The 26,102-nt window shown below is 55.8% G+C and carries 17 protein-coding genes; all 17 read left to right on the top strand.

Going from position 1 to position 26,102, the window contains the following annotated elements; translation table 11 throughout:
* Window positions 1-89 precede the first annotated feature (89 nt).
* Complete coding sequence (locus ACFO1S_RS02690; RefSeq protein ID WP_204600783.1) at window positions 90-1,670, top strand: extracellular solute-binding protein; 1,581 nt, start codon at window positions 90-92, stop codon at window positions 1,668-1,670.
* Between the two features lie 103 nt (window positions 1,671-1,773).
* Window positions 1,774-4,485, top strand: coding sequence for a hypothetical protein (locus ACFO1S_RS02695; RefSeq protein ID WP_204600782.1), 2,712 nt, complete (start codon window positions 1,774-1,776; stop codon window positions 4,483-4,485).
* A gap of 12 nt (window positions 4,486-4,497) precedes the next feature.
* Window positions 4,498-5,607: a Gfo/Idh/MocA family protein gene (locus tag ACFO1S_RS02700; RefSeq protein ID WP_204600781.1), complete on the top strand. Its 1,110-nt coding sequence runs from the start codon at window positions 4,498-4,500 to the stop codon at window positions 5,605-5,607.
* Complete coding sequence (locus tag ACFO1S_RS02705; protein WP_204600780.1) at window positions 5,600-6,454, top strand: sugar phosphate isomerase/epimerase family protein; 855 nt, start codon at window positions 5,600-5,602, stop codon at window positions 6,452-6,454. The genes ACFO1S_RS02700 and ACFO1S_RS02705 overlap by 8 nt, the downstream gene beginning before the upstream one ends.
* Window positions 6,418-7,821, top strand: coding sequence for an alpha-L-fucosidase (locus tag ACFO1S_RS02710; RefSeq protein ID WP_204600779.1), 1,404 nt, complete (start codon window positions 6,418-6,420; stop codon window positions 7,819-7,821). The genes ACFO1S_RS02705 and ACFO1S_RS02710 overlap by 37 nt, the downstream gene beginning before the upstream one ends.
* 286 nt (window positions 7,822-8,107) lie before the next feature.
* A complete protein-coding gene (locus tag ACFO1S_RS02715) occupies window positions 8,108-9,883 on the top strand; it encodes a sensor histidine kinase (protein ID WP_204600778.1) in 1,776 nt (591 codons plus the stop codon).
* A 123-nt stretch (window positions 9,884-10,006) separates the two neighbouring features.
* Entirely contained in the window at window positions 10,007-11,377 is a 1,371-nt protein-coding gene (locus ACFO1S_RS02720; RefSeq protein WP_204600777.1) for an ABC transporter substrate-binding protein, read from the top strand.
* Between the two features lie 92 nt (window positions 11,378-11,469).
* A complete protein-coding gene (locus tag ACFO1S_RS02725; RefSeq protein WP_204600776.1) occupies window positions 11,470-12,339 on the top strand; it encodes a carbohydrate ABC transporter permease in 870 nt (289 codons plus the stop codon).
* Window positions 12,339-13,157, top strand: coding sequence for a carbohydrate ABC transporter permease (locus ACFO1S_RS02730; protein ID WP_204600775.1), 819 nt, complete (start codon window positions 12,339-12,341; stop codon window positions 13,155-13,157). The genes ACFO1S_RS02725 and ACFO1S_RS02730 overlap by 1 nt, the downstream gene beginning before the upstream one ends.
* A 41-nt stretch (window positions 13,158-13,198) precedes the next feature.
* Complete coding sequence (locus tag ACFO1S_RS02735) at window positions 13,199-14,794, top strand: response regulator (protein WP_204600774.1); 1,596 nt, start codon at window positions 13,199-13,201, stop codon at window positions 14,792-14,794.
* Between the two features lie 13 nt (window positions 14,795-14,807).
* On the top strand, window positions 14,808-16,532 hold the full coding sequence (locus ACFO1S_RS02740) for a hypothetical protein (RefSeq protein WP_204600773.1): 1,725 nt from the start codon (window positions 14,808-14,810) through the stop codon (window positions 16,530-16,532).
* A gap of 30 nt (window positions 16,533-16,562) precedes the next feature.
* A complete protein-coding gene (locus tag ACFO1S_RS02745) occupies window positions 16,563-17,237 on the top strand; it encodes an aspartate/glutamate racemase family protein (RefSeq protein WP_204600772.1) in 675 nt (224 codons plus the stop codon).
* 29 nt (window positions 17,238-17,266) lie between these two features.
* The gene (locus ACFO1S_RS02750) at window positions 17,267-18,526 is read left to right on the top strand and encodes a ribulose-bisphosphate carboxylase large subunit family protein (RefSeq protein WP_204600771.1); all 1,260 of its coding nucleotides are present in this window, start codon (window positions 17,267-17,269) and stop codon (window positions 18,524-18,526) included.
* A 6-nt stretch (window positions 18,527-18,532) separates the two neighbouring features.
* Entirely contained in the window at window positions 18,533-19,930 is a 1,398-nt protein-coding gene (locus ACFO1S_RS02755) for a four-carbon acid sugar kinase family protein (protein ID WP_204600770.1), read from the top strand.
* 63 nt (window positions 19,931-19,993) lie between these two features.
* Entirely contained in the window at window positions 19,994-23,077 is a 3,084-nt protein-coding gene (locus tag ACFO1S_RS02760) for a glycoside hydrolase family 2 TIM barrel-domain containing protein (RefSeq protein ID WP_378126286.1), read from the top strand.
* Window positions 23,078-23,419: 342 nt separating this feature from the next.
* Entirely contained in the window at window positions 23,420-24,418 is a 999-nt protein-coding gene (locus ACFO1S_RS02765; protein WP_378126194.1) for a C40 family peptidase, read from the top strand.
* A 191-nt stretch (window positions 24,419-24,609) separates the two neighbouring features.
* Window positions 24,610-26,097, top strand: coding sequence for an MBOAT family O-acyltransferase (locus ACFO1S_RS02770; RefSeq protein WP_204600767.1), 1,488 nt, complete (start codon window positions 24,610-24,612; stop codon window positions 26,095-26,097).
* Window positions 26,098-26,102: the final 5 nt, after the last annotated feature.

Here is a 26,102-nt window from a genome sequence, read left to right on the forward strand (position 1 = left end):
TCTTAAAGGCGGTGATGCCTAACCTGCTTGCCAAGCTTGGGGAATGGACTTAATGCACACGAGATCATTATTCGAGGGGGATTTCGCAAATGAAGAAGCAGCGATTTTTTCTGATTGCGGCAACGATAGGTTTGGCAATGGGAGTATTGGCGGGTTGCAACAGTTCGAGTAACGACAAGGCCGGTTCTGCGGCAACGAGCACGGGGCAGTCGACGGCAAGCAGCGGCGCTGCGGAGGACAAGCCGATTGAGCTGTCTGTCGCAAGCATGCCCAAGTATCCGCCCAATGAAATTCCGAACGCCTACATTCAGGAAGTGGAAAAGCGTTTCGGTATGAAATGGGATTTTCAGTCCATTCCGCTTACCGCTGGGATTGAAAAATATAATGTTATGTTTGCCTCCGGAGACTATCCGGATTTCATCCCGAACATGAACAGCCCTTCTAGCGTGGCGAAATGGGCGACCTCGGGCTATTTGCTGCCGATCGGCGACTACATCGACAAGCTGCCGAACTACCGCGCGCTGTTCTCCGACGAGGATTGGCAATTACTGCTCGATTTTGCAAGTACGAACGGAAAGCTGTACATGCTGCCGAATACGGCCAGCAACGATCCGATGACATGGGTTTACCGGAAGGACGCTTTCGATAAGGCTGGAATTACGACGTTTCCCAAGACGACCGATGAATTGTACGCAGCGCTGAAAGCGTTGAAGACGGCATACCCGGAATCCGTAGGCATCGGCGTTCGAGGGGGGACGGACAACAATGGCGTTAAAAATATGATGAACGGCTTCCGTCAGGCCTTCCGCAATCCGCTTAACGTATATACACGGGGCTTCTGGAACGATCCGGACGAAGGGGACGCGGTCGTATGGAACATGGCTTCATCCAAGCATCGCGACATGTTGACGTTCATCGTCAAGCTGTATAAGGAAGGCCTGCTGGAAAAGGAATTTGCAACGCTCACGCAGGATCAGTGGAAGGCGAAGCGGTTGAACGGCCAAGTGCTGATCGATTTCCAATATGCGAGCCATACGGTAGATCCCACTTATGCGCTGACTGACATAGCTGGGGGACAATGGGACTATGCGCGTTCATTGCCGAGCGCGACGGACAAGCCGGCGCTGGAATTCAAGCCCGTCAACTTCTCCTTGTTCGGTCCCGTGTTCAGCAGCAAGCTGGCCAATGAGCCGGAGAAGCTGCAGAAGCTGCTGGAGTATATCGAATGGGGCGCGACTCCGGAAGGCCAACTGTTCCATCAGGCGGGACTGGAGAACGTCACTTATGTGAAGGAAGGCGACGGAATCAAATATAAGGAAGGGCTTGACCGCCAGAAAGTAGCGGAGCAGTTCGGATTCGACTGGTGGCTGAATCAGAGCGCGGACTTCATGAAGTCCGATGCAGGGTATCTGAAGAAGAAGGAAGCGATGGAGCAGAACGCGGACATGTTTAACCTGATGCCGAAAAGCGCGCCTCTTACGGATGAGGAGACGGAGATGATCAATACGCGCGTCAGCGCGCTGGAGGATGTTGCGCTTCAATTCGCTACGAAGGCTGCGATGGGGATCGTCGACGTTAGCGACGACAAGGTTTGGAACAATTATTTGAAAGATTTGGAGAAGGTCGGCTTGAAAGAGGCGCTGTCGATCTATGCCAAGTATTTGAAATAAACCAAGCGATCCGGGAAAACACCTCGTACGGTCAAGGAGAAAATGGGATGCCTGCCGCTGACGGGGTGGATTTCCCGGACTGGATGGAGAAGGAGCGTTTCACATGACAACGACTCATATGGCCGTACCGAAGGCGGCAAGCAGCCGGATTACTTTGGCTGCGCAATTGCTGGATACTGCCCTTCGAGAGACCGGGGTTTCAGTATGCAGCGCCGAAGAGTGGAGCATATTCAATTACCGTAAGGTTGACGGCCCCAAAATCGCAATCGGCAACAGATACGAGAGCGAGTTCATTAGAGAGCTGGAGCAGAATGAGGTGCTGCTCTATCATACCGCTGAACCTGAAGGAGAAGGGTTCTACCTCGCCTCCCTCCCGGGCGATCTGATTGTAGTGTCGGGGGGCAGCGACACGGGGGTTCTGTACGGCTGCCAGGAGTTGGCCAACCGAATCGTCCGCAACGGCGGCCTCCCTGCGGAGCTTGCCTACGGGGATGCCCCATCGATGAAATTGCGCGGTCCTGTCGTGCCGTTGCAGCTGACGAAAGTGGAGCCGCCTCGGCGGACTTACGAGTATCCGATTACGAGCGGCCGTTTCCCCTGGTTTTACGACAAGGAGCTGTGGCTGGAATATTTGGACCGTCTGCTGGAATACCGCTGCAATGTCATTTATATTTGGTCCGGTCATCCGTTCTCCTCGCTTGTTAAATTGGCTCCTTATCCGGAAGCGATGGAGGTTACGGAAGAGGAGTTCGCGCTTAACGTCGAGACATTCCGCTGGCTGGCAGAGGAATGCGACCGACGCGGCATATGGCTCGTTCTGAAATTTTACAACATTCATATTCCGCTTCCGTTCGCGGAAAAGCACGGTCTTGATCTGCATCAGCCGAAGCCGCTGCCGCTCACGAGCGATTATTACATCGCCTCGATATCCGCCTTCATCCGCAGCTTTCCGAATGTTGGTCTGATGGTATGTTTGGGGGAGGCGCTGCAGGGAGCGCTGTACGGTGTGGAATGGTTCAATGAGACGATCCTGGCCGGCGTGAACGAGGGGCTCAAGGATTTAGAGCTGAAGGAGCTGCCGCCGATCATCGTGCGAGCGCATGCGATTCCTTCGGAGAAGGTGATGGAGGCCGCGCTTCCGAATTATGCCAATCTATTCACCGAAGCGAAGTACAACGGAGAATCGCTTACGACGTTTACGCCGCGCGGCAATTGGCAAGATACGCACCGGCATTTGGGTTCTCTGGGTTCGGTTCACTTGTTCAATGTGCATATATTGGCCAATCTGGAGCCGTTCCGATTCGGTTCGCCTTCATTTATTCAGAAGTGCGTCCAGGCGGCCAAATATCGGCTCGGGTGCAACGGCATTCATCTATATCCGCTCTTTTATTGGGATTGGCCTTATTCTCCCGATGCCGCTGTGCCGCGGCTGAAGCAGCTTGATCGCGACTGGATCTGGTTCGCCGCCTGGTTCCGTTACGCCTGGCAGCCCGATCTGAATCCAGAGCTGGAGCGCCAATACTGGATTCAGCAGTTCGCTCAGCGCTACGGCAGTCCTGAGGCGGGAGAAGCCATTCTGGATGCCTATGAACATGCCGGAGAATGCGCGCCTAAGCTGCTGCGCAGGTTCGGCATTACGGAAGGCAATCGTCAGACGATGAGCCTTGGCATGACGATGAGCCAATTAACGAATCCAGACCGTTACGGCCCATGGAGGGAACTGTGGGAGTCGCAAGCGCCGCAGGGCGAACGCCTTCAATTGTTCATGGAGCGGGAGGGACGCGGAGAGGCGCATATCGGGGAGACGCCCGTGGATATTGCCGATAACGTCGACGCCCATGCCGTCAGAGCGGAGGAGGCGGTCAGAAGGGCACGAGCTCATGTGACCAAGAATGTCGAAGAATTCGGGCGTATCGCAACCGATGTCGAGGCGATCGGGTTGATGACGCGTGCCTATACGTTCAAAGTGCGGGCGGCTATCGAGATTCTTCGCTACAAGCAGCGCGCGGATGGTCAATTTCTCAAATATCCGGAACTGCTGGAGAAAGCCGTGCCGCTGTTCCGGGAGAGTCTGGCAAACTACCGGGCGCTTGCAAAGCTGACAAGCGAAACTTATCTCTATGCGAACAGCATGCAGACGCCGCAACGCAAGGTGCCCTTTCCCAACGGCGAGAAATTCGCGCATTGGCGGGAATGTCTGCCGGCCTACGAACAGGAATTCCGCTCTTTCACCGATAACGTGCAGGCGCTGAAGTCGGGCGTCTTGCCGGCGCAGGCAGTCGACGAAGCTGTCGAACGTTATGAAGAGGCCGATTTCTCGCTGCTGTCTCCGTATGCAGAAACCTACACATTGTGTAAACAGTCCAGGCTGTTTATAGACGGGAACGTTACGGCATCCGCGGTAGCCGAAGAGCTGGACGGTTTGACGGGCATCCGCTTCAGCCGCGAGCAGGCGGCGAAGGAAGGTGTCGCCATCGACATTGAGTTGAAGGAGCATGCGCTGATTCTGGTAGGCTATTTCAATTCCGCCGATTCCGAGTATTTGCAGGTGCCTAGCCTGGAGGAGAATACGCACGCCGACGATCGGGGCGGGCTGTCTCCGGTTCTGAAGAACGGAATTGGCGTCTTCTTCTATCCATCGGTCCATGTGCATGCATTTCGTTATGAGCCGGGGCGGCATACTCTTCTCTTCGGTCGGGGCTCTTATTTGATCGCGGGGATCGTCAAGGGAAATCAACCAATGAAACCGCGCAATCTTGACGGCGTCAGCAGCTTGCAATCGCTGGATTGGCTGTTCGAGAGCAGCGAGACTTAGGGAGTGGAGCACATGGAATGGTTAAAACCGGAACACTATTTGCCGAAGCTTGATCCTTCTGTTGACGCCGGCAAATACGGCATCGGACTTGTCGGCTGCGGCACGATCGCCAATCAGGCTCATCTGCCCGCGTACCGGAAGCTGAACCTTCCCGTTGTCGCGTGCTGTGACGTCAATGCGGATGCGGCGCGGACTACGGCCGAGAAATTCGGTATTCCGTTCTGGACGACGGATATCAGAGAGCTGCTGGCCCGCGATGATGTCAAGGTAATCGATATGGCCGTGCATTATCCCGCTCGGCTACCCTTGCTGAGAGAGGTGGCGAAGGCGCCGAGACCTGTGCTCTGCCAGAAGCCGCTTGCGCTGAATTTGCAGCAGGCCCGTGAACTGGGCGACTTTGCCCGGGATAACGGAATTGTTCTCGGTGTTAACCATCAGGCCAGATGGGCGCCTGCGCACAAAGCGCTCCAGCTTCTGGTGGATCAAGGACTGGCGGGCCAGATTTATAGCGTCCAGCACGTCATGCGCGCCTATCAAGACCAGCCCGGCATGTGGTGGACCACAATGAACGATTTCAATATAGCCGACCACGGCATTCATTATATCGACCTGTGCCGCAACATTAGCAAGTCGGCTTATGCGGGGCAGGAGGAATGGAGCAGCGTGAACTGCCTGACCGCCGTATTGCCGGGGCAAAATGCGGTCGATCCGCTTATTTACTCGGCCAACATCGCTTTCGGTCCCGACGGCGGTCGGCATTCTTTTATGGCGTCGCTGCAATTCAACAACATTGTCAGGGCGACAACATCCCATAGCTACACATGGTGGGTGGACGGTACGGCAGGCAGCATTTGGGGCGGTCATGACAAGCTCTACGTCTCGTTGGCCGGAGAAGGCTCCACCGTTCATGAAATCCGGATCAAGGGCTCCTGGTTCCCGGACGGATTCGCCGGATCGATGGCGGCGTTCATTACCGCGCTGGATCGCGGAGAAGCTTGTCCCGTAACCCCGGAAGACAACTACAATACGATTGCTCTTACATCGGCGATGGTCATTTCCAGTCGGGAGAATCGCGTAGTCCACCGTGAAGAACTAATGAGGGGCGGCGAGGACGATGAATGAGCGAGATGCAGGTCCTATTATAGGCATGATGAGCTACGTATACGGAAATTCGTCGGCGGAGGAAATGGCGGCTGCCATTAACGGGCACGGCATTGCCTTTGCCCAGGTCGATCCCCGGCAGAAGGGATTGCTGGACGGGGACGGCAGGATGGGCATCAGGCAGGCGGAGCATATTCGGAAGGTGTTTCAGCAGCAAGGAATTTCAATCCCTGTCCTGTCGGGGTATATGAATTTGCTGGATCCCGATCCGGGACGGCGGGAGGCAAATTTGCAGGAGATGGAGGAGATGATTGAACTGTGTCCATCCTTCGGAGCAGGCTGCATTGCCACGGAAACCGGCAGCCTCCATCCGACGAACCCATGGGGCCACCATCCGGACAACGACACTGAGGCGGCCTGGGACGCCTTGCTTCACGTCACAGAGCGGCTGCGGCTTAGAGCGGCCAGCAATGGGGTCACGCTATTGCTTGAAGGTTATGTGAATAACGTACTATCTACTGCGGAGCGGGCAGCCAGACTGATTCGCGAGCTGCCGTCCGCCGGGCTAGGGCTCGTCATGGACCCCTTTAATTACATAAAGGAGGCCGATTTGAAGCGACAGGAAGAGGCGCTGGACGTTATTTTTGATGCGATTGCGCCTCACTGCGTCATTGCTCATGCCAAGGATACCCTCTATACGGCAAAAGGAATTCACACGCCGCGCGCCGGCACCGGCCTAATGCAATGGGAGCTCGTTGCCGACCGATTGACGAGGACGATGCCCGACGCGGTGCTTTACTTGGAGCACCTGCAGCCTGACGAGGTTGAGGAATGCCTCGCATTCATTCGGCAAGCTTATCGGCAATAAGGCGACCGGGACAGGCAGGGAAAGTTAAGGAGCAGCAGAATAGGCGCGGCAGAACAGAAGTTGAGGACAGGAGGAACTCGGCCATGGCGGAGGAACGAACAAAGTGGTTTACGGAAGCCCGATTCGGCATGTACATTCATTGGGGACTCTATGCGCTTGGGGCGCGGCACGAATGGATGAAAGGGCGCGAATTCCTGAACAACGCGCAGTATGACAAGTATTTTCGCAGATTCGATCCGGATCTGTACGACCCCGAGCTGTGGGCCGATCTCGCTGCAGATGCCGGAATGAAATATATGGTCGTAACGGCCAAGCATCACGAAGGGTTCTGCCTGTGGGACTCCAAGCTGACGGACTATAAAGCGACGAACACGCCGGCGGGCTCCGACCTGCTGCGCCCGATGCTGGAGGCGTTTCGGGGAAAAGGCATTACTCCGGGATTATACTATTCGCTCCTGGATTGGCATCATGATCACTACACCGTGGACGTCAAGCATCCGCAGCGTTACGATCCTGCATTCGTGGAACAGAGCAAGCAGCGGGATTTTTCCAAATATGTAGACTACATGTTCGGCCAGACGCGGGAGCTGCTTACGGAATACGGGGACATCGGCGTGCTGTTTCTGGACTTTTCCATACCGCCGGAGGAAGGCTTCGCGGCCAAGGGCAAGGAAGAGTGGCAGAGCGAGAGATTCATGCAGATGGTTAGGGAGTTGCAGCCGAACATTCTGGTGAACGACCGTCTGGGCATTCCGGGCGACATTACGACGCCGGAGCAGTATCAGCCGCGGGAGTGGATCAAGCTGAACGGCCAGCGCACCGTCTGGGAGGCGTGTCATACATTTAGCGGCTCATGGGGATACTATCGCGATGAGGAATCCTGGAAAAGCGTGGACATGCTGCTGCAGATGCTCATCGATACCGTCGCCAAGGGAGGCAACCTGCTGCTCAACGTTGGACCGACGGGACGCGGAGAAATTGACGAGCGTGCGGTAGATCGGCTGAAAGGGATGGGGCAGTGGATGAGACGGCACAGCCGCTCCATCTACGGCTGCACGGCGGCGCCGGAGGAGTATGCGTGCCCGCCGGATTGCCGGTACACGTATAACCCGGAGAGCAATCGGTTATACCTGCACTTATTCGCATGGCCATTCAAGCAGGTGCATCTGCCGGAGTTCTCGGGTCGGGTCGCGTATGCGCAACTGCTGCATGATGCTTCCGAAATTCGCATGGTGGAAGGCGAGCAGCGGATGAGCATGGAAGCGGGAGCGTTCGACGAAGGCCGTCCTGCGAACACGCTGACGCTGAAGCTTCCGGTGAAGAAGCCGAACGTGAGCGTACCTGTCATTGAGTTGTTCCTGAAATAAAGCAAGCATCCGGCAAGCCTCGGTTGCCAGAAGGCCAGAAAGGCGGAATTCCACCGAGACGTTCGAAAAATCGGCTAACTTCACCCGCATATATGCGTCGGAGTTAGCCGATTAACTTACCCGTATTATCCTCGCTTCGAGGCTTCGCAGCTCCTCAGCTTTCACCGAATCGAATCCTTCTCTTAACCGACCTTCCCTTCGCTACCGCTTGAAGGCGCTAACTTGATTGCTCGGCATTGTCGTATATAATCGAGTAAGCGCAATCTATGGGAGGAGTGGGTCGGCTGTGCGTATCCGCACCGTGCTTTTGTTGAGCTATTTTATTGTGATTCTTCTGAGTATAACGCTGGTCGGCTTCGTTTCATTCTATATTTCCTATACGACCATGTCGGAACGGGTGGAATCCGCCGGTCTCCAGCTCGTCCGGCAGATCGAGAACAACATGGACAACGATTTTCACAGCAAGCGGAACTTGCTGTTGGCTCCTTATAACGATCAGACCTATATCGACGGCATTAACCGTTACATCGAGATGAACGACCAGGAGAAGTTTCAATTCCGCCAGCGGCTGGGCGATCTCTATCTCAAGAGCTTTAATGTGACTCCGATCCGGGACTTCATTCGATTCCAAATCTACTATAACAACGGAGAGCTGCTCAGTTCCTCGGATGCCCGAAAGCCGTGGACGCCCAGCCAGGTGCGCAATTCGGACTGGTTTCGGGAGACGGTGGCCAAGGATGGCGAGGTGTTCTTCAGCGGCTCCATCCCCCAGCAGGCGGATGAGAAAAACGCGGAGGTCGCCGCTTATGCGTCGTCAATCCTGATTCGGGATTACTCCAATCCGGACCGGTTCATCGTCGTTCGCGCCGAATACAGAACCAGTCTATTCCGCAGCATCGGTCAGAACGACGATCTGTCGCTCAGCAGCAAAATCGTGATCCTGGACGAGAACAGCCGGATGATCTACGAATCCGGGGATTCGACCGATACCGGACTGGCGGCGGAGCTGACGGATCGGGTGACCGGCCGCGAAGGCAAGTTCTGGATGAATGTGGACGGCGACAAAATGCTCGCCTCCTATACGAAGTCGGGTTATTCCGCCTGGAAAGCCGTTCTCGTCACACCGAGAGAGGAAATCTTCGGCTCGTTGGACAAAATCAAAACAACGGTTATTTTGACGGCGCTTCTCGCCTTCGTGATCACCTTCTTCATTTCCGTTCTGTTCGGCCAACGGATCACACAGCCGATTCTGAATTTGTACAAAACCGTCAACCGTATCAAGCGCGGAGATTTCTCCCTGCGGGTGAAGGTCGACCGCAACGACGAGATCGGCAGAATAGGCATGAACTTCAATGCGATGCAGGATGAGCTTCAGATGCTGATCGAGACCAAGTATTTGAACCAGATCAAGCTTCAAGAGGTTGAACTGGCCATGCTCTATTCGCAGATTAACCCGCATTTCCTGTACAACACGCTGGACAGCATTCGCGCGATGTCCGACTACTACAAGGTCGAGGAAATCAGCATAATGGCGCAGTCTCTGGCGGATATGTTCCGCTACAACACCAACAATAAGGACGAAATCGTGACGCTGCAGGAGGAGCTTGTGCAGATCGATTCGTACCTTCGCATCCAGAGCATCCGGTTCGAGGGCAAGATTGTGTACCGCCAGGAGATCGACGAGGAGCTGTACAGCGCCTCCCTGTTGAAAATGACGCTGCAGCCGCTCGTTGAGAATGCCGTCTTTCACGGAATCGAACGCAAGAGGGGCAAAGGCACGATTACGATATCCGTCTCGAAGGAGGATTCGCGCATCCGGCTGACGGTTGCGGATGACGGCGTGGGGATTTCGGACAGGCGGCTGAACGAAATCCGGGAAAGCCTGAGGCCGCCTATTCAGCAGATGAACGAGCCCCGACCGGCGCAAGAGAACGGAATCGGCATTGCCAACGTCTATTCCCGTTATGCTATTCGATTCGGCGACAGATTCGAATTTCACATGGACAGCAAGAAAGGCGTCGGCACATCGATCATGCTGCTGTTTCCGCCATTTGAAGAATAATTGTCGAATCGAGCGGAGAGGTAAGAATTTTCAACATAACAGGTCAAAAACGTGAATGGGGACAGGAAAGCGTTTGCAATATAATCGGTTTGTAAGCGATTACTACTGAGAGGGTGGCGTCAATTGAAAAAAACAAAATGGATGTATTCCGTATTATCTGTACTTCTGGTCGCTTTCGTGCTGTCGGCGTGCGGCGGAAACAACGAGAAGGCTTCCCCGTCGGCGAGCTCTTCTGAAAGCGCTCCCGCCAGCTCTGCGGCAAGCCCTTCGGCTGAGCCGTCGAAGTCGAAAGACCCGGTTACTTTGACGTTCCTTATTCCGAACACGGAGGACGTAACGCCATACAACACGATCTTCTCCGCATTCGAGAAGCAAACGGGCAACAAGGTCGAAGTGCAGGCTCTTCCGGGCGGAGACTACGACAATATGCTGAAAACCCGCTTCTCCACCGGCGACTTCCCGGACGTGTTCCTTATGCAGCCGGGCACGAAGCAGTATGTCAAGCTGAGAGCGGAAGAAACGCTGTATGAATGGTCGGGCGAAGCTGGCGTATGGGACAACATCATCGATTCCATCAACCAATTCCAGAAGGACCCGAACGGCAAAGCGTATGGCGTACCCTTCGGCAAAACCGGCCAAATGGGCGTGTTCTACAACAAAGACGTATTCGCCAAAGCCGGCGTAGAGCCTCCGAAAAACTATGCCGATCTGATCGAGATCGCGAATAAGATCAAAGCGGCCGGCATCACGCCTTTCTATGAAGCAGTCAAAGAAGGCTGGCCGACTCAAGTCTTCTACCTCACAGGCTGGGTAACGCAAGTCGATCCGGCAATTGGCGAGGAAGGCGTACAGAAGCTGAACGTGAATCAGCTGAAGCTGTCCGATATTCCGGAGCTTAAGGATTTGTTCGTGAAGTCCAAAGAATTGAAGGATCTGGGCTTCTTCCAGAAAAACGCGCTGTCGGGCACCTTCGATGAGCTGCAAAACGAATTCGGCGAAGGCAAGATTGCCATGACCTTTATGCTGGACGGCATTCTGCCGCAGCTGGAGAAGAAGTTCGGCAAAGAGTTCGTCACGGACAAGGTTGGATTCTTCCCATTCCCTTCGGCTACCGATACGGGAGTTGCCATGATCACGCCTCCGAACCAATTGATGGTTCCGTCGAAGGCCAAGCATCTGGAGCAAGCGAAAGAGCTCGTGAAATTCATGATCTCTTCCGAAAGCGTCAACACTTTCTATGCCAGCCAGCCGGGTATTCCGATCTACAAGGGCGCGACGAGCGAGCTGTATCCGTTGCAGCAAACCGTGCAAGAGTACATCAACAACGGCAAGTCCATGGTTAACGTGCAAAACCGTCTGACGGCTTCGTTCCTGGACCTCGGCAAAATCCTGCAAAACTTTCACATCAAAGGCGATGTCGATGCGGCTCTGAAAGAAATGGATACCAATTACGTTAAAGACGGCAATTCCAAGCGTCTGCAAGGCTTCGAGTAAACGTACTGTGCACCAGAGTCAAGGGACGGCTTCGCTCGGACTTTAACCGAGCGATTCAGTCCCTTGCTCTGGTCAAGAAAGGAGGGGTGGACGTGAAACGGCTGAAATACCCGCTTTATTTTTCATTTCCGGCAATTGCGATTTTCCTGCTGTTTTTCATTACGCCAACGATTATCGGGATTTATTACAGCTTTACGGATTGGAACATCAATGCGGACAGCATCAAGTTTATAGGTCTGGACAATTATAGAGAGCTATTCCAGGAGCCTAGGCTGAAACAAGCCCTTATCAATACGATCATATTCGCCGTTGCGGTAACGGTGCTCCAGAATGTAACGGGGCTCGCGCTGGCGTTGATGCTGAACGAGAAGCTGAAATCACGGAACGTTCTACGGATGATTTTTTTCATGCCTTATGTGATCGCGCCTCTCGTTATCGGTTATATTTTCCGCGCAATCTACCATCCCGAGCACGGGGTAGTCAATAAGTTCCTTGATCTGGTCGGCCTGGACTTCATGATGCAGGACTGGCTGAACGATCCGAAATATGCCTTGTTCACGATTATCGTGACGGACATCTGGCGCGTAGCCGGCTTCTCGATGGTCGTATATCTGGCGGGCTTGCAGTTCATTCCCAAGGATTTGATAGAGAGCTCCTCCATCGACGGGGCAAGCTACTGGAGCCGCTTCAAGCACATCGTATTCCCGCTGCTGGCGCCTGCCTTCACGGTTAACGTATTGCTGGCCATGATCAATTCCATGAAGGTGTTCGAGATTGTCATGGTCTTGACCGAAGGCGGTCCGGGCTATACGACGGAAGTATTCTATACGCTCATTCGCACCACGTTCAGCTCCGGGGAGATGGGATATGCCACGGCGGTCAATATGCTGCTGTTCTTCTTCGTGACGATTGTGGGAGTGCCGGTACTGATGCTCATGAAGAAAAGGGAGGTTGAGATGTAATGACAAGAAGCGGCTCGCGGCTTGCGCTTGAAATCGTAGTCATTGCGCTGTCTCTGTTGATTCTCATTCCCTTCTTCATGATCCTGATCAATTCGTTCAAGGGCATACGGGAATCGGCCTTGTTCGGCCTGTCGCTGCCCTCCGTGTGGGAGTTCGACAATTACAAGGCGGTATTCAAGCAAGACAACATTCTCCGGGGCTTCAAAAACAGCTTTCTAATCTCCGGTCTGGTCGTGCTGTCGGTTAACGTCTGCGCCTCGATGGCGGCCTTTATCATTCAGCGCCGCGGCGGCAAGTTCCTGCAGGGCGCCTACCTTGCCTTTATTCTAGGTCTGATCGTGCCGGTCTCCATCGTGCCGACGATCAAGCTGATGGACGTCCTAGGCATCAAGGGCTCCTATTTCAGCATCATCATGTATTATACGGCCGTGCTGCTTCCGTTCGCCGTGTTCCTGCTCGTCGGTTTCATGAAGTCCATTCCCCGGGAGCTGGACGAGGCGGCCTTGCTTGAAGGCTGCGGCTACTTCCGCTTGTTCTTCCGGATCATTATGCCGCTGATCAGCACGGTGTCGGTGACCGTGTCGATCGTCGTGATCGTCTCGGTGTGGAACGACTTCTTCGGACCGTTCTACCTGGTCACGGACAGCACCAAGTGGACCATTGTGCTCCAGGTGTTTAACTTCGTTACTCTGTACAGCACGAACTGGGGCGTCGTATTCGCGTTTATGATTATCGTCATTTCACCGGTATTGTTGATTTACTTGTTCCTGCAACGCTACATTATCGACGGACTGACGGCAGGATCGATGAAGGGCTAGGTCCGGAACGATTTCGCTCGCAACACGGGGAGGCTGAAGCGATGAGACAAGTCATGATTGTGGACGACGAGCGCTGGGTTCGCAGAGGACTGATTCAGTCGATCCCGTGGGAGGAGCTGGGAATCGAGCTTGCCGGCGAGGCGGAGGACGGCGGAGACGCCTACGAGATGGCCGTCGAGCGCAAGCCCGACCTGTTATTTCTGGATATGCGCATGCCGGGCCTTGACGGCAAGCAACTGCTCGGCCTTCTGAGACGGGATCTGCCCGAGCTGCTGACCATCGTCGTCAGCGGCTATTCCGATTTCGAATACACGAAGGAAGCGATCCGCAATAACGCCTTCGATTATTTGCTTAAGCCGGTCAAGAAGGAGGAGCTTGTGTCGATCTTGCGCAAAGCGCTCGCCCATCTGGACGAGCGGGACGCGGAGCGCCGCAGGAAGCTGCAGGACAACGGCGAGAGCTGGCTGGGACACATTTTGTTTCGGCAGAGCCGGGCAGCGGGCTCCGAGGCCGATGCAAGCGGCAAGCCGCCAGAGCGATGGCTCCTTCAAGAGGCCATCGTATTTGTCGCGCTGCCCGACCGCTACGGGGAGAGCTACGAAACGCAGCGGCTGGCCCGATTGCTGGACGACAAGCTTCGGCAGGAAAAGAGCTTCTATATGAACGGCTCGTGGGAGCACGAGCTGACGGCCAAACCGGGGGAGACGGGCGAAATCGTCGTATGCATCGCCGGCGAGAAGCTTAAGGAGAAGGAGCTGGACACGCTCGCCGCCATCGTCAGAAATCTGTTGAAACAGCAAGCGAATGTCAGCTACAGCATCGGCTTGAGCGCGATTCTGAAGGAGGCTTCGGCCATCCCAGGCGGTTACAGGCAAGCGAGGCAGAGTCTGTCCGCCAGGAAGCTTGGCGTCGAAGGGGCCATCCTATATCCGGTCCAAGCGACTGCGGGAGCTCCGCTCAACAAATATCCGCAGGATAAAGAAGAAGTGCTGCTGCTGGCGCTGCAAATGGGCAATGAGGAAGCGGCGATTGCGGAATTCGACCGGTTCTACGGGGCGATCTCCGAGAACGGAATGTCGATTGAATATTTGCAGCAGAGCGCATCGCTGCTCATTCATGCGCTGGAAAGACAATTGCAGGCTTCCCAGAGCAGTCTGGAGGAGCTTGTCGGAAGCGGTCCGCTGAGCTACGTAGAGATGGTGCAGCTGCGCAACGATTCGGCATCGATCCGCTACCTGTTCGACAGCCGCATCCTTCCCGCCATCCGCGCCTTTTACGGCAACCGGGCCGGGGCCAATCAGGGCGAGAAGATCGTAAGGGAAATTCAGAAGCTGATCGAGGTTCACTATGCCCAGCCGCTGTCGCTTCATCAGATTGCGGAAAGCCGGTTTCTGAACGCGGATTATTTGAGCCGGCTGTTCAAAAAAACGACCGGGCACAACTTCGTCGACTATTTGACCGATTACCGCATTGCCAAATCTATCGAATACATGAAGCACTCCAACGATAAAAATTACGAGATTGCCAGAAGAGTCGGCTACGAGGATTACCGGTATTTCAGTCAGATTTTCAAGAAGAAGACAGGCAAGACCATCGGGGAATTCCGGGACTCGCAGCAACCGACGAATAACAATTAGGGAGAGATCACAGATGCAAAAACGACAAATACCCGATACGTTAACCTTGGAACAAAGAGCGGCCCATGCGATGAACGCGATTGTGGGCATGTCGGACGGAGACTATCAGGACATTCCCTTTTTCGCAGCCAATCTCATGAGCAATCCGGCGAATCTGACGCACGGAGACTGGGATTACGGCTCCTCTCACGGGCGGATGATCGACGCGATGATTCTGGCGCGCCATATGTCGGGAGAAACGTTCGGAACGGAGATCGAGGAGAAATACCGGGCGAACCTGCTGACGTTCTTCAAGGAGGATGGCTTAAGCTATCGACAGACAAATCCGAATTTCAACTGGGAGCCGAACGCCAACTTTATCGATCAGCGGGCGGTCATTCTGTCTCTGACGACCTGGTACATGTCGACGGGAGATCCGAAGGTGAAGGAAACCGCCGACAAGCATGTCGCGGCGTTGAAGCGAGTGGCGATCAAGGAGAAGGACGTATGGTACTACCCGGCTTCCGAGTATAAGGAAGGCGGCTGGCCGTCCTCTAACGCGATTCTGCTTCGTTTGGCTCCTGACCCTGCCGCGTTCTGCGGAAGACTGGTTATGCCGCTGCTGAAATACCATCAGCTGACGGGCAACGAGGACGCGCTGGAGCTTTGCGAATTCTTCTCGGCCATGATCGTGCAGCGCAGCGGCGTGTTTAACGCCGACGGCAGCTTCAACGATTCGCTGGCTTATCGCAGCGGACATTTCCATACCCGTCTCGGCACGCTTGACGCGCTTGCCCGCTTCGGCGCTTTCAAGGGAGACGCGGCGCTGATCAGCTTCGTGGAGAAAAGCTACGCCTGGGCGCTGACCCAGTGCACGACTTTCGGCTGGACGCCGGGAGATATGAAGGAACAGGCTTACGAGCACGAAACCTGCTCGCTGGTCGACCTCATCGCTACGGGTATTACGCTGGCGCAAAGCGGCTATACGAAATATTGGAGCGTCGTGGAGAAGTTTATCCGCAATCACTTGGCGGAATCGCAGCTGCTGGAGATGGGCTGGGTCAAGGAAACCGACGATCTCTCCAAGGAAGTTCCCGGATACATTACGTACCGCAACATCGCCCAGAGAACGCGCGGCGCCTTTGCGGGCTATTCCGCCCCGAATGACTTCTGCTGCAACGTGAACCATGGCCGGGGACATACGAACGATCTGCAAATCTGCTGTCTGGGATCGGGCACGAGAGGACTGTATATGGGCTGGAGCAATACGATCACGGAGAAGCGGGGGACGGTGAGCGTGAACTTCCTGCTGAACCGGGGCTCCGTCTGGCTCGATGTAGAAAGCTATCTGCCGCACGAAGGCAAGCTGGTCCTGCGCGTTCATCAGGATATCGCCAGACTGCAGGTGAGAATTCCGGAGTGGGCCGGCTTTGCGAAGGTTCGCTTCACGCGCGAGCTTGACGGCAAGATCGAGGAAGGCAAGGGCAACGAGCCGAGCCGCTGGGTAGGCGAGCATTTCCTGCTGCTTGGCCGCGCCGTCGCGGGAGAGGTGATCACGATAGAATTCCCGCTGTCGCGCCGCAAGACGATCGAGAACGCGATCGGTCAAATCTTCGAGACGGAATGGCGCGGAGACGACGTTATTGGCATCTCTCCTGCCGGAACGGAGCATCCGTTCTACAATGGACGCAAGGTGTTCGATAAAGCTCCGATGCGCGAAGGCGCCTTGCGCCGTATCGAGAACGAGCTGGTCTGGTAAACGGAAGAGAGACGAGGGAGGCGCGTGCAAATGAAAACGGTTGTTGCCATATACACCGGCCAAGGGCTGGCCGATCCGCTTAAGGCGGTATTCAAAGAGGTTTTGCCGGACATCCGGCTTGTCAATATTATCGACGACAGCCTGATCGGCGATGTCGTCAAGGCCGGGCGCATCCCCGAGGGGGTCGCCAGGCGGCTTGTTCAGTATTACCACCATGCCGAAGAGCTGGGGGCGGACGTCATCCTTAATACCTGCTCCTCCGTCGGCGAGGTGGCGGATCAGGCGCGCGGATTGATCGGCGTTCCGATTGTCAAGATCGATCAGTCCATGGCGGCCAAGGCGGCAGCCGAGTACGGCAGAATCGGCGTGCTGGCGACGCTGCCCTCCACGCTGGAGCCGACCTTGCGATTGATTCGCAAGGAAGCGGACTTGCTGGGCAAGGAGGTTGTTCTGGTCAACGGGCTTGCGGAAGGCGCCTTCGACGCGCTGGTCGGCGGCCGGCCGGAGGAGCACGACCGGATATTGCTGGAGACGGCTAAGCGGGTATGCGAGGAGGCGGATGTGCTCGTGCTGGCGCAAGGCTCGATGGCGCGCATGGAGCAAAGCCTGAGAGAAGCGACGGGCAAGCCGGTGCTGTCGAGTCCGCGCCTTGGCGTCGAGCAGGTCAAATCGGTGCTCAAGCAGCTAGAGAGCAATCCGTCCTAAGGGACGGACGACAGAACGGAGGAACGCGTGTGGATTCGAATAGAGTACAAGCCGTTTATTTAGTCGAGACGCCGTATTCCCTAGAGCGTGCCGCAGAAGTGATTGCCGGAGAGCAATCCACGGGTACGTTCACGGCCGTGCCGGGGGAAACGGACAGCTTGAAGGAGAAGCATGGCGCGCGCGTGGAGAAGATCGTTGCGCTGGAGACGCGCGACAGGCCGTCGCTGCCGGGCTCCAAGACGCCGCCGCAGCACGATGGGCTGTATCGCCAGGGACTGGTGACGATCTCTTTTCCACTGCATAATTTCGGACCCTCGATCCCGAACCTGATGTCCGCCATCGCAGGCAATCTGTATGAGCTGCAGGAGCTGTCCGGCTTGCGCTTGGTCGATCTGGAGCTGCCAGACGCCTTCGCGGCCCGTTATCCCGGGCCCAAGTTCGGAATCGAAGGCACGCGCAGGCTGACGAACGTGTACGACCGCCCGATTCTGGGCACGATCGTCAAGCCGAGCATCGGCCTTCCGATGGAGCAATTGCAGCAGATGATTATGGACGTGTCCGAGGCCGGGCTTGATTTCATCAAGGATGACGAGTTGAACGCCAACCCGCCTTACGCCCCTCTGGAGCTGAAGGTGAAAGCCGTCATGGAGGCGGTTGAACGGGCGGCGGACGCAACCGGCAAAAAAATCATGTATGCCTTCAACATTACGGGCGATATCGAGGAAATGAAGCGCAACCACGATCTTGTCGTCCAGGCTGGGGGCAATTGCGTGATGGTCAGCATCATGAGCGTCGGATTGGCGGGACTGGCTCATCTGAACTCGTACAGCGAAGTGCCGATTCACGGTCACCGCAACCAGTGGGGCATGCTGACGCGCTGTCCGGAGCTGGGCTTTGAATTCTCGGCCTACCAGAAGCTATGCCGGCTGGCGGGAGCCGACCAGCTGCACGTGAACGGCTTGAACAGCAAGTTCTACGAGAGCAACGAATCCGTCGTTCGCTCGATTACGGCGTGCACGACACCGATGTACGGAGGCTACGCCGCGATGCCGGTCGTCTCCTCCGCGCAATGGGCCGGCACGGCTCAGGCCACCTACGAGGCGACGAAGACGGTCGATGTGATGCATCTGGCCGGCGGGGGCATTCTCGCTCACCCGGACGGTGCGGCGGCGGGCTTCGACAGCATGAAGCAGGGCTGGGAAGCGGCGGTTCAAGGCATTCCTATGGCCGAATACGCCAAATCTCATCCGGCCTTGCAGCGGGCGATCGAGAAATACGGAAGGGGCTGATCGGCAATGACGACACAGTCGGGCAACGATCGGCGGCATGCCAGGCTTCTGTGCTACTACGGGGATGACTTTACGGGGTCTACGGACGTGCTTGAGTCGTTGTTTCATGCCGGAGTGAGGACCGTGCTTTTCCTGAAGCCGCCAACCGAGGAGCAGCTGCAGGGACGCTTCTCCGACAGGGAAGCCTTCGGTGTCGCGGGCGTTGGCCGCTCGCTCACGCCGGAGGAGGCGACCCGGGAGCTGACTCCGCTGTTCGAGACGCTGAAGCGGGCGGATGCGGCCGTTATCCATTACAAGATATGCTCCACATTCGATTCCTCTCCGGAGATCGGCAATATCGGCACGGCGGCGGAAATCGGGCTTAAGGCGTTTCCCGGCCGTTACGCGCCTTTGGTGGCGGGCGTGCCTTATCTCGGCCGCTACACGCTGTTCGGCAACCACTTTGCGGCGGCGGGGGCGCAGGTTCATCGGCTGGATCGCCATCCGACGATGTCCCGTCATCCGATCACGCCGATGAAGGAAGCGGATTTGCGCAAGCATCTTGCGGCGCAGACCGATCTGAGCGTCGGCTTGATGGACATTCTGGCGCTGACCGGTACGCCGGAGGAAGCGAGTGAGCGTCTGGAGATGCTCATCGCCGCGGAGAACCCCGATCTGGTTCTGTTCGACGTGCTGGACGATGAAAGACTGCGAACGGTTGGCGAGCTGATCTGGCAAGAAGCCTCCGCGAGCGATGAGGGGATGTTCGTCATCGGCTCCTCGGGGGTGGAATATGCCCTTGGCGCGTACTGGGAGACCAAGGGCATCACCCGACCGCCGGCTGCGGCATCATCGGATGTGTCGGCCGTAGACGCCTTGCTCGTCGTATCCGGGAGCTGCTCGCCCGTAACCGAGGGACAGATCGGCAGGGCCGTTCATGCCGGCTTTGCCGGTATCCGCGTTCCTGTGGATCGGCTCATCGATCCCGAGCAAGCGGCGGAAGCTCGGCAGCGGCTGCTGCAGGAAGCGGCCGATCGCTTGGACGAGGGAAGGAGCGTGCTGCTCTATTCGGCTGAGGGACCGGAGGACGCCAGCATCGGACAATTCAGAGAGGCGTTGACGGCTCAGGGTTATCGCCCGGAAGACAGCAGCCGCTTGCTCGGCTCCGTGCTGGGCTCGCTTGCTCGTGAGCTCGTCTTGAGCAAAGGGCTGCGAAGACTGGTAATCGCGGGCGGAGACACGTCCGGCTATGTGACCCGGGAGCTCGGGATCGAGGCCCTGGAATGCATAGCGGCGCTGACTCCGGGCGCTCCGCTATGCCGCGCTACCTCTGAAGAAGCCGGGCTGGACGGCTTGGAGCTCGTGCTGAAGGGCGGACAGGTGGGCGCTCCGGACTTCTTCGAGCAAGCGAAAAACGGCCGTTAGGCGGAGCCTGCTTCGCGGTCAAGAATCCAATTTGCGTCTCAAGAAGAAGGAGGAGCACCATTGATGACGAGAGATGGCATGAAGCCGGATTGGACGAACCTGGAGTGCCTGGAGCGCAATACGATACCGCCTCGGGCGGATCTGATTCCCTATGCGAGTCCATCTGCGAACGGCCGCCCCGATCGGCTAGCGTCCCCCTATTATCATCTATTGAACGGAAGCTGGAGCTTCTATTACGCCGATGCGCCGGAGCTGACTCCGGCGGATTTTTATAGAGCGGACTATGCGGACGAGGGCTGGGATCGCATTCCCGTTCCCGGCAACTGGCAGATCCACGGCTACGGGAAGCCTCATTACAGCAGCTGTCCCTATCCGTTCCCGATCGATCCTCCGAACGTGCCTCTTAAGAATGCTACCGGCTGCTACCGCACGACCTTTGCCTTAAGAGAGGGCTGGGAGGCTCGTCAGGTTCGCCTTGCTTTCGAGGGGGTCGATTCCTCCTTCCATGTATGGGTGAACGGTCAATTCGTCGGGTACAGCCAGGGCAGTCACAATTTCTCGGAGTTCGACGTTTCTTCTTATGTCAGAGAAGGGACGAACGTATTGGCGGTTCGGGTATACCAGTGGTGCGACGGAAGCTATCTGGAGTCTCAAGACAAATGGCGGCTAAGCGGTATTTTTCGCGATGTGTATTTGATGTCGCTGCCCTCCTTGACCATTGAAGATGCGCGAGTGCGGACAAAACGGGGAGAAGACGGCGAAGGGGACGAGCTGGAGGTCAGCCTGAAGCTTACGCAGGCGTCCGAAGGAGATTACTCGCGCTGGAGGATCCGGGCGGTATTGCTGGACGGCGAGCGGAATCCCGTGCTGGATCGCAGCGGCCACGCGCAGCCACCGAGCCATGCTGGAGAAGCCTCGCTGCTGACCTTCCTGTCCACGGTTCAGGCTCCCCGGAGATGGACGGCGGAAACCCCGTACCTCTACACGCTGCTGCTTACGCTATATGATGACAAGGGAGCCGTGCAGGAAGTCAAGGAAATCGCCGTCGGGTTTCGCGATATCGTCATTTCCGACGGACAGCTGCTTGTTAACGGAACGCCCGTGATCATCAAAGGGGTAAACCGGAACGAGTTTTACCCGGACAGCGGCTATGTCACCACAATGGACAACATGATTGAAGATATTACGATGATGAAGCGCCACAACATCAACACCGTTCGGCTGTCCCATTACCCCAACGATGCCAGATGGCTCGACCTGTGCGATCGTTACGGGCTGTATGTCATTGACGAGGCTGATCTGGAGACGCACGGCTTTCACTTTATTGAGGACGAGAGCTACCTGAGCAAGCACCCGGACTGGAAGGAGGCCTACGTTCAGCGGGCGCGGAAAATGGTCGAAAGGGACAAGAACCATCCTTCGGTCATTGTCTGGTCGTTGGGCAACGAGTCGGGGTACGGAGCGAACCATGACGCGATGGCCGAGTGGATCCGGAAGGCCGATCCTGAGCGCCCGATCCACTACGAGCGCGCTTATGAAGCTCCGGTCTCGGATATCGTCAGCACGATGTATCCCTCGGTGGACATGCTGGTCGCCGAAGGGCTCAAGGATGACAAGCGGCCCTATCTGATGGTCGAATTCGGTCATGCGATGGGCAATTCCGTCGGCAATCAAAAGGAGTACTGGGAGGCGGTATACACCTACCCGAGGCTGCTGGGCGGGCTGATCTGGGAATGGGCGGACATGGGCATTCTTCAGCATACCGAGGAGGGGCGCCCGTGGTATGCCTACGGCGGAGATTTTGGAGACGAGCCGCACAGCGGGCCGTTCTGCCTGGACGGCCTGCTGTTTCCCGACCGCAGGCCGAAGCCGGCTTTGCTGGAGTACAAGAAGGCGATCGAACCGGTTAAGATCGAGGCGGTCGATATCGGCAAAGGCCTCATTCGCATTCACAACCGCTACCATTTCCTGACGCTTGAACACTTGTCCGGCGAATGGGCGCTGCTCAGCGAGGGAGGGAGGCTGGCCGGAGGCACGCTGGAGCCCTCCCGGCTTGGGCCGGGACAGGAAGAGACGATCAGCCTGCCTCTTCCGTCCGGCGCTGCGGCGACGGCTGACGGAGAGTGCTGGATTCACGTCCGGTTCTTCCTGAAGGACGATACGTCCTGGGCGGAGGCCGGCCATGAAATCGCCTGGGCGGATCTGCTTCTGGACAAGGACGACTCGACGGAGGCGGCCGCAAGCCAGCGGGACAAGGGGACCGTGCCGAGCTTGGCGTTGTCCGTGTCAGAAAGCCGCGAAGAGCTGTGCATTACCGGCGAAAGCTTCAGCATCGCCTTCGATAAGGTGACGGGCTGGATATCCGACTGGCAGCGGGAAAGGAAGAAGCTGCTGCTTGCTGGCCCCAAGTTGAACCTATGGCGGGCTCCCTTGGACAACGATGTCCATCTGGCGAAGGAATGGACGAAGGCCGGATACGATCGACTTCAATTCGGGCTGCGTTCGTTTGAGGTAGAGGAGAATTCGCCGGACTGCTGCCGAATTGCCGTCGAACACGCGATCGGAGCGAGGGGAGAAGCGATGGCTTTTCTCTCCAGGATGCGTTACCGCATCGATCGGGGCGGGGAGATCGAAATCGAGGCCTCGATTGAAGCCAGAAGAGAACTGCCTCCGCTGCCGAGATTCGGGCTGGAGCTGAGCATGCCGGACGAATATGACAGGTTCGCCTGGTTCGGCAAAGGCCCTCACGAGTGTTATCCCGACCGCAAGGAAAGCGGCAGGCTGGGAGTATACGACGGATCAGTGGCCGAGCAATTCGTCCCTTATCCCAAACCGCAGGACAACGGCAACAAGTCCGAGGTAAGGTGGTCCTCCGTGACGGACGGACAGGGGACCGGACTGTTCTTCCGGGGCGATTCTCTTCTGGAGACAAGCGTGCACCATTATTCGTCGGAAGCGATGACGAGAACCTCCCATGCCCATCTCTTGCCGCGTCTCCGCGAAACACATGTGAAGCTCGACGAGGGGCAAAGCGGGATAGGCAATCATAGCTGCGGCTACGCGCCTACGCTGGAAGCTTATCTGCTGCCGGCAGCCAGCCGGAGCATAAAGCTTAGCATTCATGCCTTGGACCGGAAAATCCGGTGAAGCGGGACAATGTCCCGTCTTCGCAGTGGGTCTAACGTAATACGAGTTGGGGTTATTTTCCTCGGGGAGTAGAACCGAAAGGGAAGCCGGAGCCGATTGGCTCCGGCTTTTTTGCTTTTTGCCTGACGAAACGCTGGTAAATTGGGGAAAACGGAACGTTGCAAACGCTCCGCTCGCGCGGGTTGACGTGCCAGAGACCCAGCGGCAAATGGAACTTTATTCACTTCAGGGACCCAATTGCTGGGTTGTATGTCCGATGGAAGGGATTGGGCAGGTCTTTATAATGAAGCAGGGGGCCTATCCGCTCCCGAATGCCGAATTCCAAAGGAGGATTACGTAAAAGTGAAACGAACGTTAATCTGTTTACTGACGGCGGCCTTGTTGGGAGGGGAGATGATCCCGCTGCCTCGCGCCGAGGCTGCGGTTACGACGGGAGCGATTCAATCGGGCGTCAACTTCCGCACAACGCCAAGCACCTCCGCATCCGTTATCCGCATGATCGGCAAGGGCGAGGAAGTCGTCGTGCTCGGCCGTCATAACAGCGCCTGGCTGCAGGTTCAGGACGTGTTCGGCAGTATCGGGTATATCTCTTCGGACAGCAAGTATATTCACATCAACAACGCCCCCTCCGGCTCGACGGGAGGAAGCGCTGCGGCTAACGGCACGAACGCGACGATCTCGGGCAGCGTATCGTTCCGCACAGGGCCTTCTACGGACGCCTCTCGGATCCGCTACATGAGCAAGGGCGAGCAGGTGAAAGTAACCGGCCAACCCAATTCCTATTGGTACGCGATTACGGACGCCAACGGCCAGTCCGGCTATGTCAGCTCCGATAGCAAATACATACAGGTCTCGGGCTCTGTCTCGCAGCCCGCGCCGGCGCAGCCGACGACGCCAACCGGAAACCGGGTGGAAGCGATCATTGCAGCCGGCATGAAATATTTGGGTACCCCGTACGAGTACGGGTCCAGCCGCGACAACACCCGCACATTCGATTGCTCGGATCTGATCCGCCAGATGTTCAAGGACGCCATCAATCTTACCTTGCCGGCCGATTCCCGCGGCCAGGGCGACTATGTGCGGAGCAAGGGCTCCGTAACGACGGATTGGCGTCAGCTCAAACGCGGCGATCTGATGTTTTTCATGGATTACAAAGGGACAAGCGCCTCCAAGTATACGGGGAAAAAAGCGTTCTCCGAGAAAATCAGCCACGCGGCGATCTATCTGGGCGACGGCAAGGTGCTGCATACGTATTCGGTAGCTTCCGGGGGCGTACGCACGGACAGCATCGCCGGCAAGCATTGGGAATATCGCTTCCTGTACGGAGGCAGCGCATTGTAAGCGGAGGAAATGCTCGTCAGGGCGGGTTTTCCAGATTGTCTATCCAATGTCTTTTATAGACATTGGATTTTTTTTATTAAATTTGTCATATGACAAAGGACTGACAATGTTCACTATCCTCAAGCCTATTAACGAGATATAATTAATACTTCTGTGCCTGAATGACTAACTTGCTAAACGGAGAAGCATAGATGCTGTTTAATTCATTTGAATTTATTTTGCTATTTTTGCCGATCGTTACTCTTGTTTATTATCTGCTTAACAGAAAGAAGCTCACGATCGCTTCGAAAGCATGGCTAGTATTAAGTTCTTTGTTTTTTTACTCCTGGTGGAATATCAGCTATCTTCCCCTGATCTTGTTGTCTATTCTCGTCAATTACGGCATCGGCTTGGCGTTAGGCCGGAATTACCCCGCAACAAAGCGCAAGGCTATTGTCACTGTAGGAATCCTCTTTAACCTCGGCATGTTAGGGTACTATAAATATACTGACTTTTTGATTTCAAACGCGAATGCTCTATTGCGCACGGACATTGCCCTCTTAAACCTTGGATTGCCGCTCGCGATCAGCTTCTATACCTTCCAGCAGATTGCCTTTATCGTAGATTGTTACAGGAAAGAGACCCGGGAACGGGATCTTCTCAACTATTTTCTGTTTATTACTTTTTTCCCCCAGCTTATTGTAGGTCCGATCGTTTATCACAAAGATATGATGTCTCAATTCATGGCGCTCAGAAGCAAGCTTGTCAGCTATAAAAATCAGGCGATGGGCATGTTTGTATTTTCGATTGGCTTATTTAAGAAAGTCGTGTTGGCGGATACCTTCGCGACATGGGCAACGGAAGGGTTCGATAAGCTGGAGTCTCTTAGCTTCATCGAAGCTTGGATTACTTCGCTCTCCTATACCTTCCAGATCTATTTCGATTTTAGCGGATATATGGATATGGCCATGGGAGCAGCTTTGCTGTTCAATATTAAGTTGCCGATCAATTTCAACTCCCCGTACAAGTCATTGAACATTCAGCAAACCTGGCATAGCTGGCATGTCACGTTAAGCCAGTTTTTGAATCGCTATGTTTTTGCTCCCTTGAACAGGTTTCTGCTCGACAGGGTGTTCTCGCCTCTCGGGCTGAAGAGCAAAGTCACTCTGAGAATCAGCATAGGCTTGCTTGTATTGTTTCTGTTGAGCGGGCTGTGGCACGGAGCGGGCTGGAATTTTGTTCTCTTCGGCTTGCTGCACGGCGTGTCGATGATCATATACCGGTGCTGGAAATTGACGAGGATTAGAATGAACAAATTTTTGGCGTGGTTCATCAATTTTAATTTGATCAATTTTTCATTTGTTCTGTTCAGGGCTTCCAGCATGGAGGACGTCGTCAAGGTATTAAAAGGGATGCTCGGGTTAAGCGGAATTGTGCTGCCTGCCAAGCTGGCGGAGCTGCTTCCGGAATTGACCCGTATTCAGGCGTTCACCTTTGCCGAAGGCGCGCTTAACGATGCCACAGGCGCAGTCCAATATATTCTGATCGGCTTTATTCTGGTTCTCTGCTTCAAGAACTCGAATCAGCTGCTGGACAAGTTCAAGCCCGCATGGTATACGTTCGTGTTTACTTGTATTCTTTTCTTATACGCCTTGCTTAATCTGACGAAGGTAAACGAGTTTGTCTATTTTAATTTTTGAGGATA

Origin of the sequence: Cohnella boryungensis (assembly GCF_042651945.1) — a bacterium.
GTDB lineage: Bacteria > Bacillota > Bacilli > Paenibacillales > Paenibacillaceae > Cohnella > Cohnella boryungensis.

Coding starts and splice junctions, on each gene's coding strand:
- ACFO1S_RS02690 (WP_204600783.1), top strand. CDS start 90: ATGAAGAAGCAGCGATTTTTTCTGATTGCGGCAACGATAGGTTTGGCA.
- ACFO1S_RS02695 (WP_204600782.1), top strand. CDS start 1,774: ATGACAACGACTCATATGGCCGTACCGAAGGCGGCAAGCAGCCGGATT.
- ACFO1S_RS02700 (WP_204600781.1), top strand. CDS start 4,498: ATGGAATGGTTAAAACCGGAACACTATTTGCCGAAGCTTGATCCTTCT.
- ACFO1S_RS02705 (WP_204600780.1), top strand. CDS start 5,600: ATGAATGAGCGAGATGCAGGTCCTATTATAGGCATGATGAGCTACGTA.
- ACFO1S_RS02710 (WP_204600779.1), top strand. CDS start 6,418: ATGCCTCGCATTCATTCGGCAAGCTTATCGGCAATAAGGCGACCGGGA.
- ACFO1S_RS02730 (WP_204600775.1), top strand. CDS start 12,339: ATGACAAGAAGCGGCTCGCGGCTTGCGCTTGAAATCGTAGTCATTGCG.
- ACFO1S_RS02735 (WP_204600774.1), top strand. CDS start 13,199: ATGAGACAAGTCATGATTGTGGACGACGAGCGCTGGGTTCGCAGAGGA.
- ACFO1S_RS02740 (WP_204600773.1), top strand. CDS start 14,808: ATGCAAAAACGACAAATACCCGATACGTTAACCTTGGAACAAAGAGCG.
- ACFO1S_RS02745 (WP_204600772.1), top strand. CDS start 16,563: ATGAAAACGGTTGTTGCCATATACACCGGCCAAGGGCTGGCCGATCCG.
- ACFO1S_RS02755 (WP_204600770.1), top strand. CDS start 18,533: ATGACGACACAGTCGGGCAACGATCGGCGGCATGCCAGGCTTCTGTGC.
- ACFO1S_RS02760 (WP_378126286.1), top strand. CDS start 19,994: ATGACGAGAGATGGCATGAAGCCGGATTGGACGAACCTGGAGTGCCTG.
- ACFO1S_RS02770 (WP_204600767.1), top strand. CDS start 24,610: ATGCTGTTTAATTCATTTGAATTTATTTTGCTATTTTTGCCGATCGTT.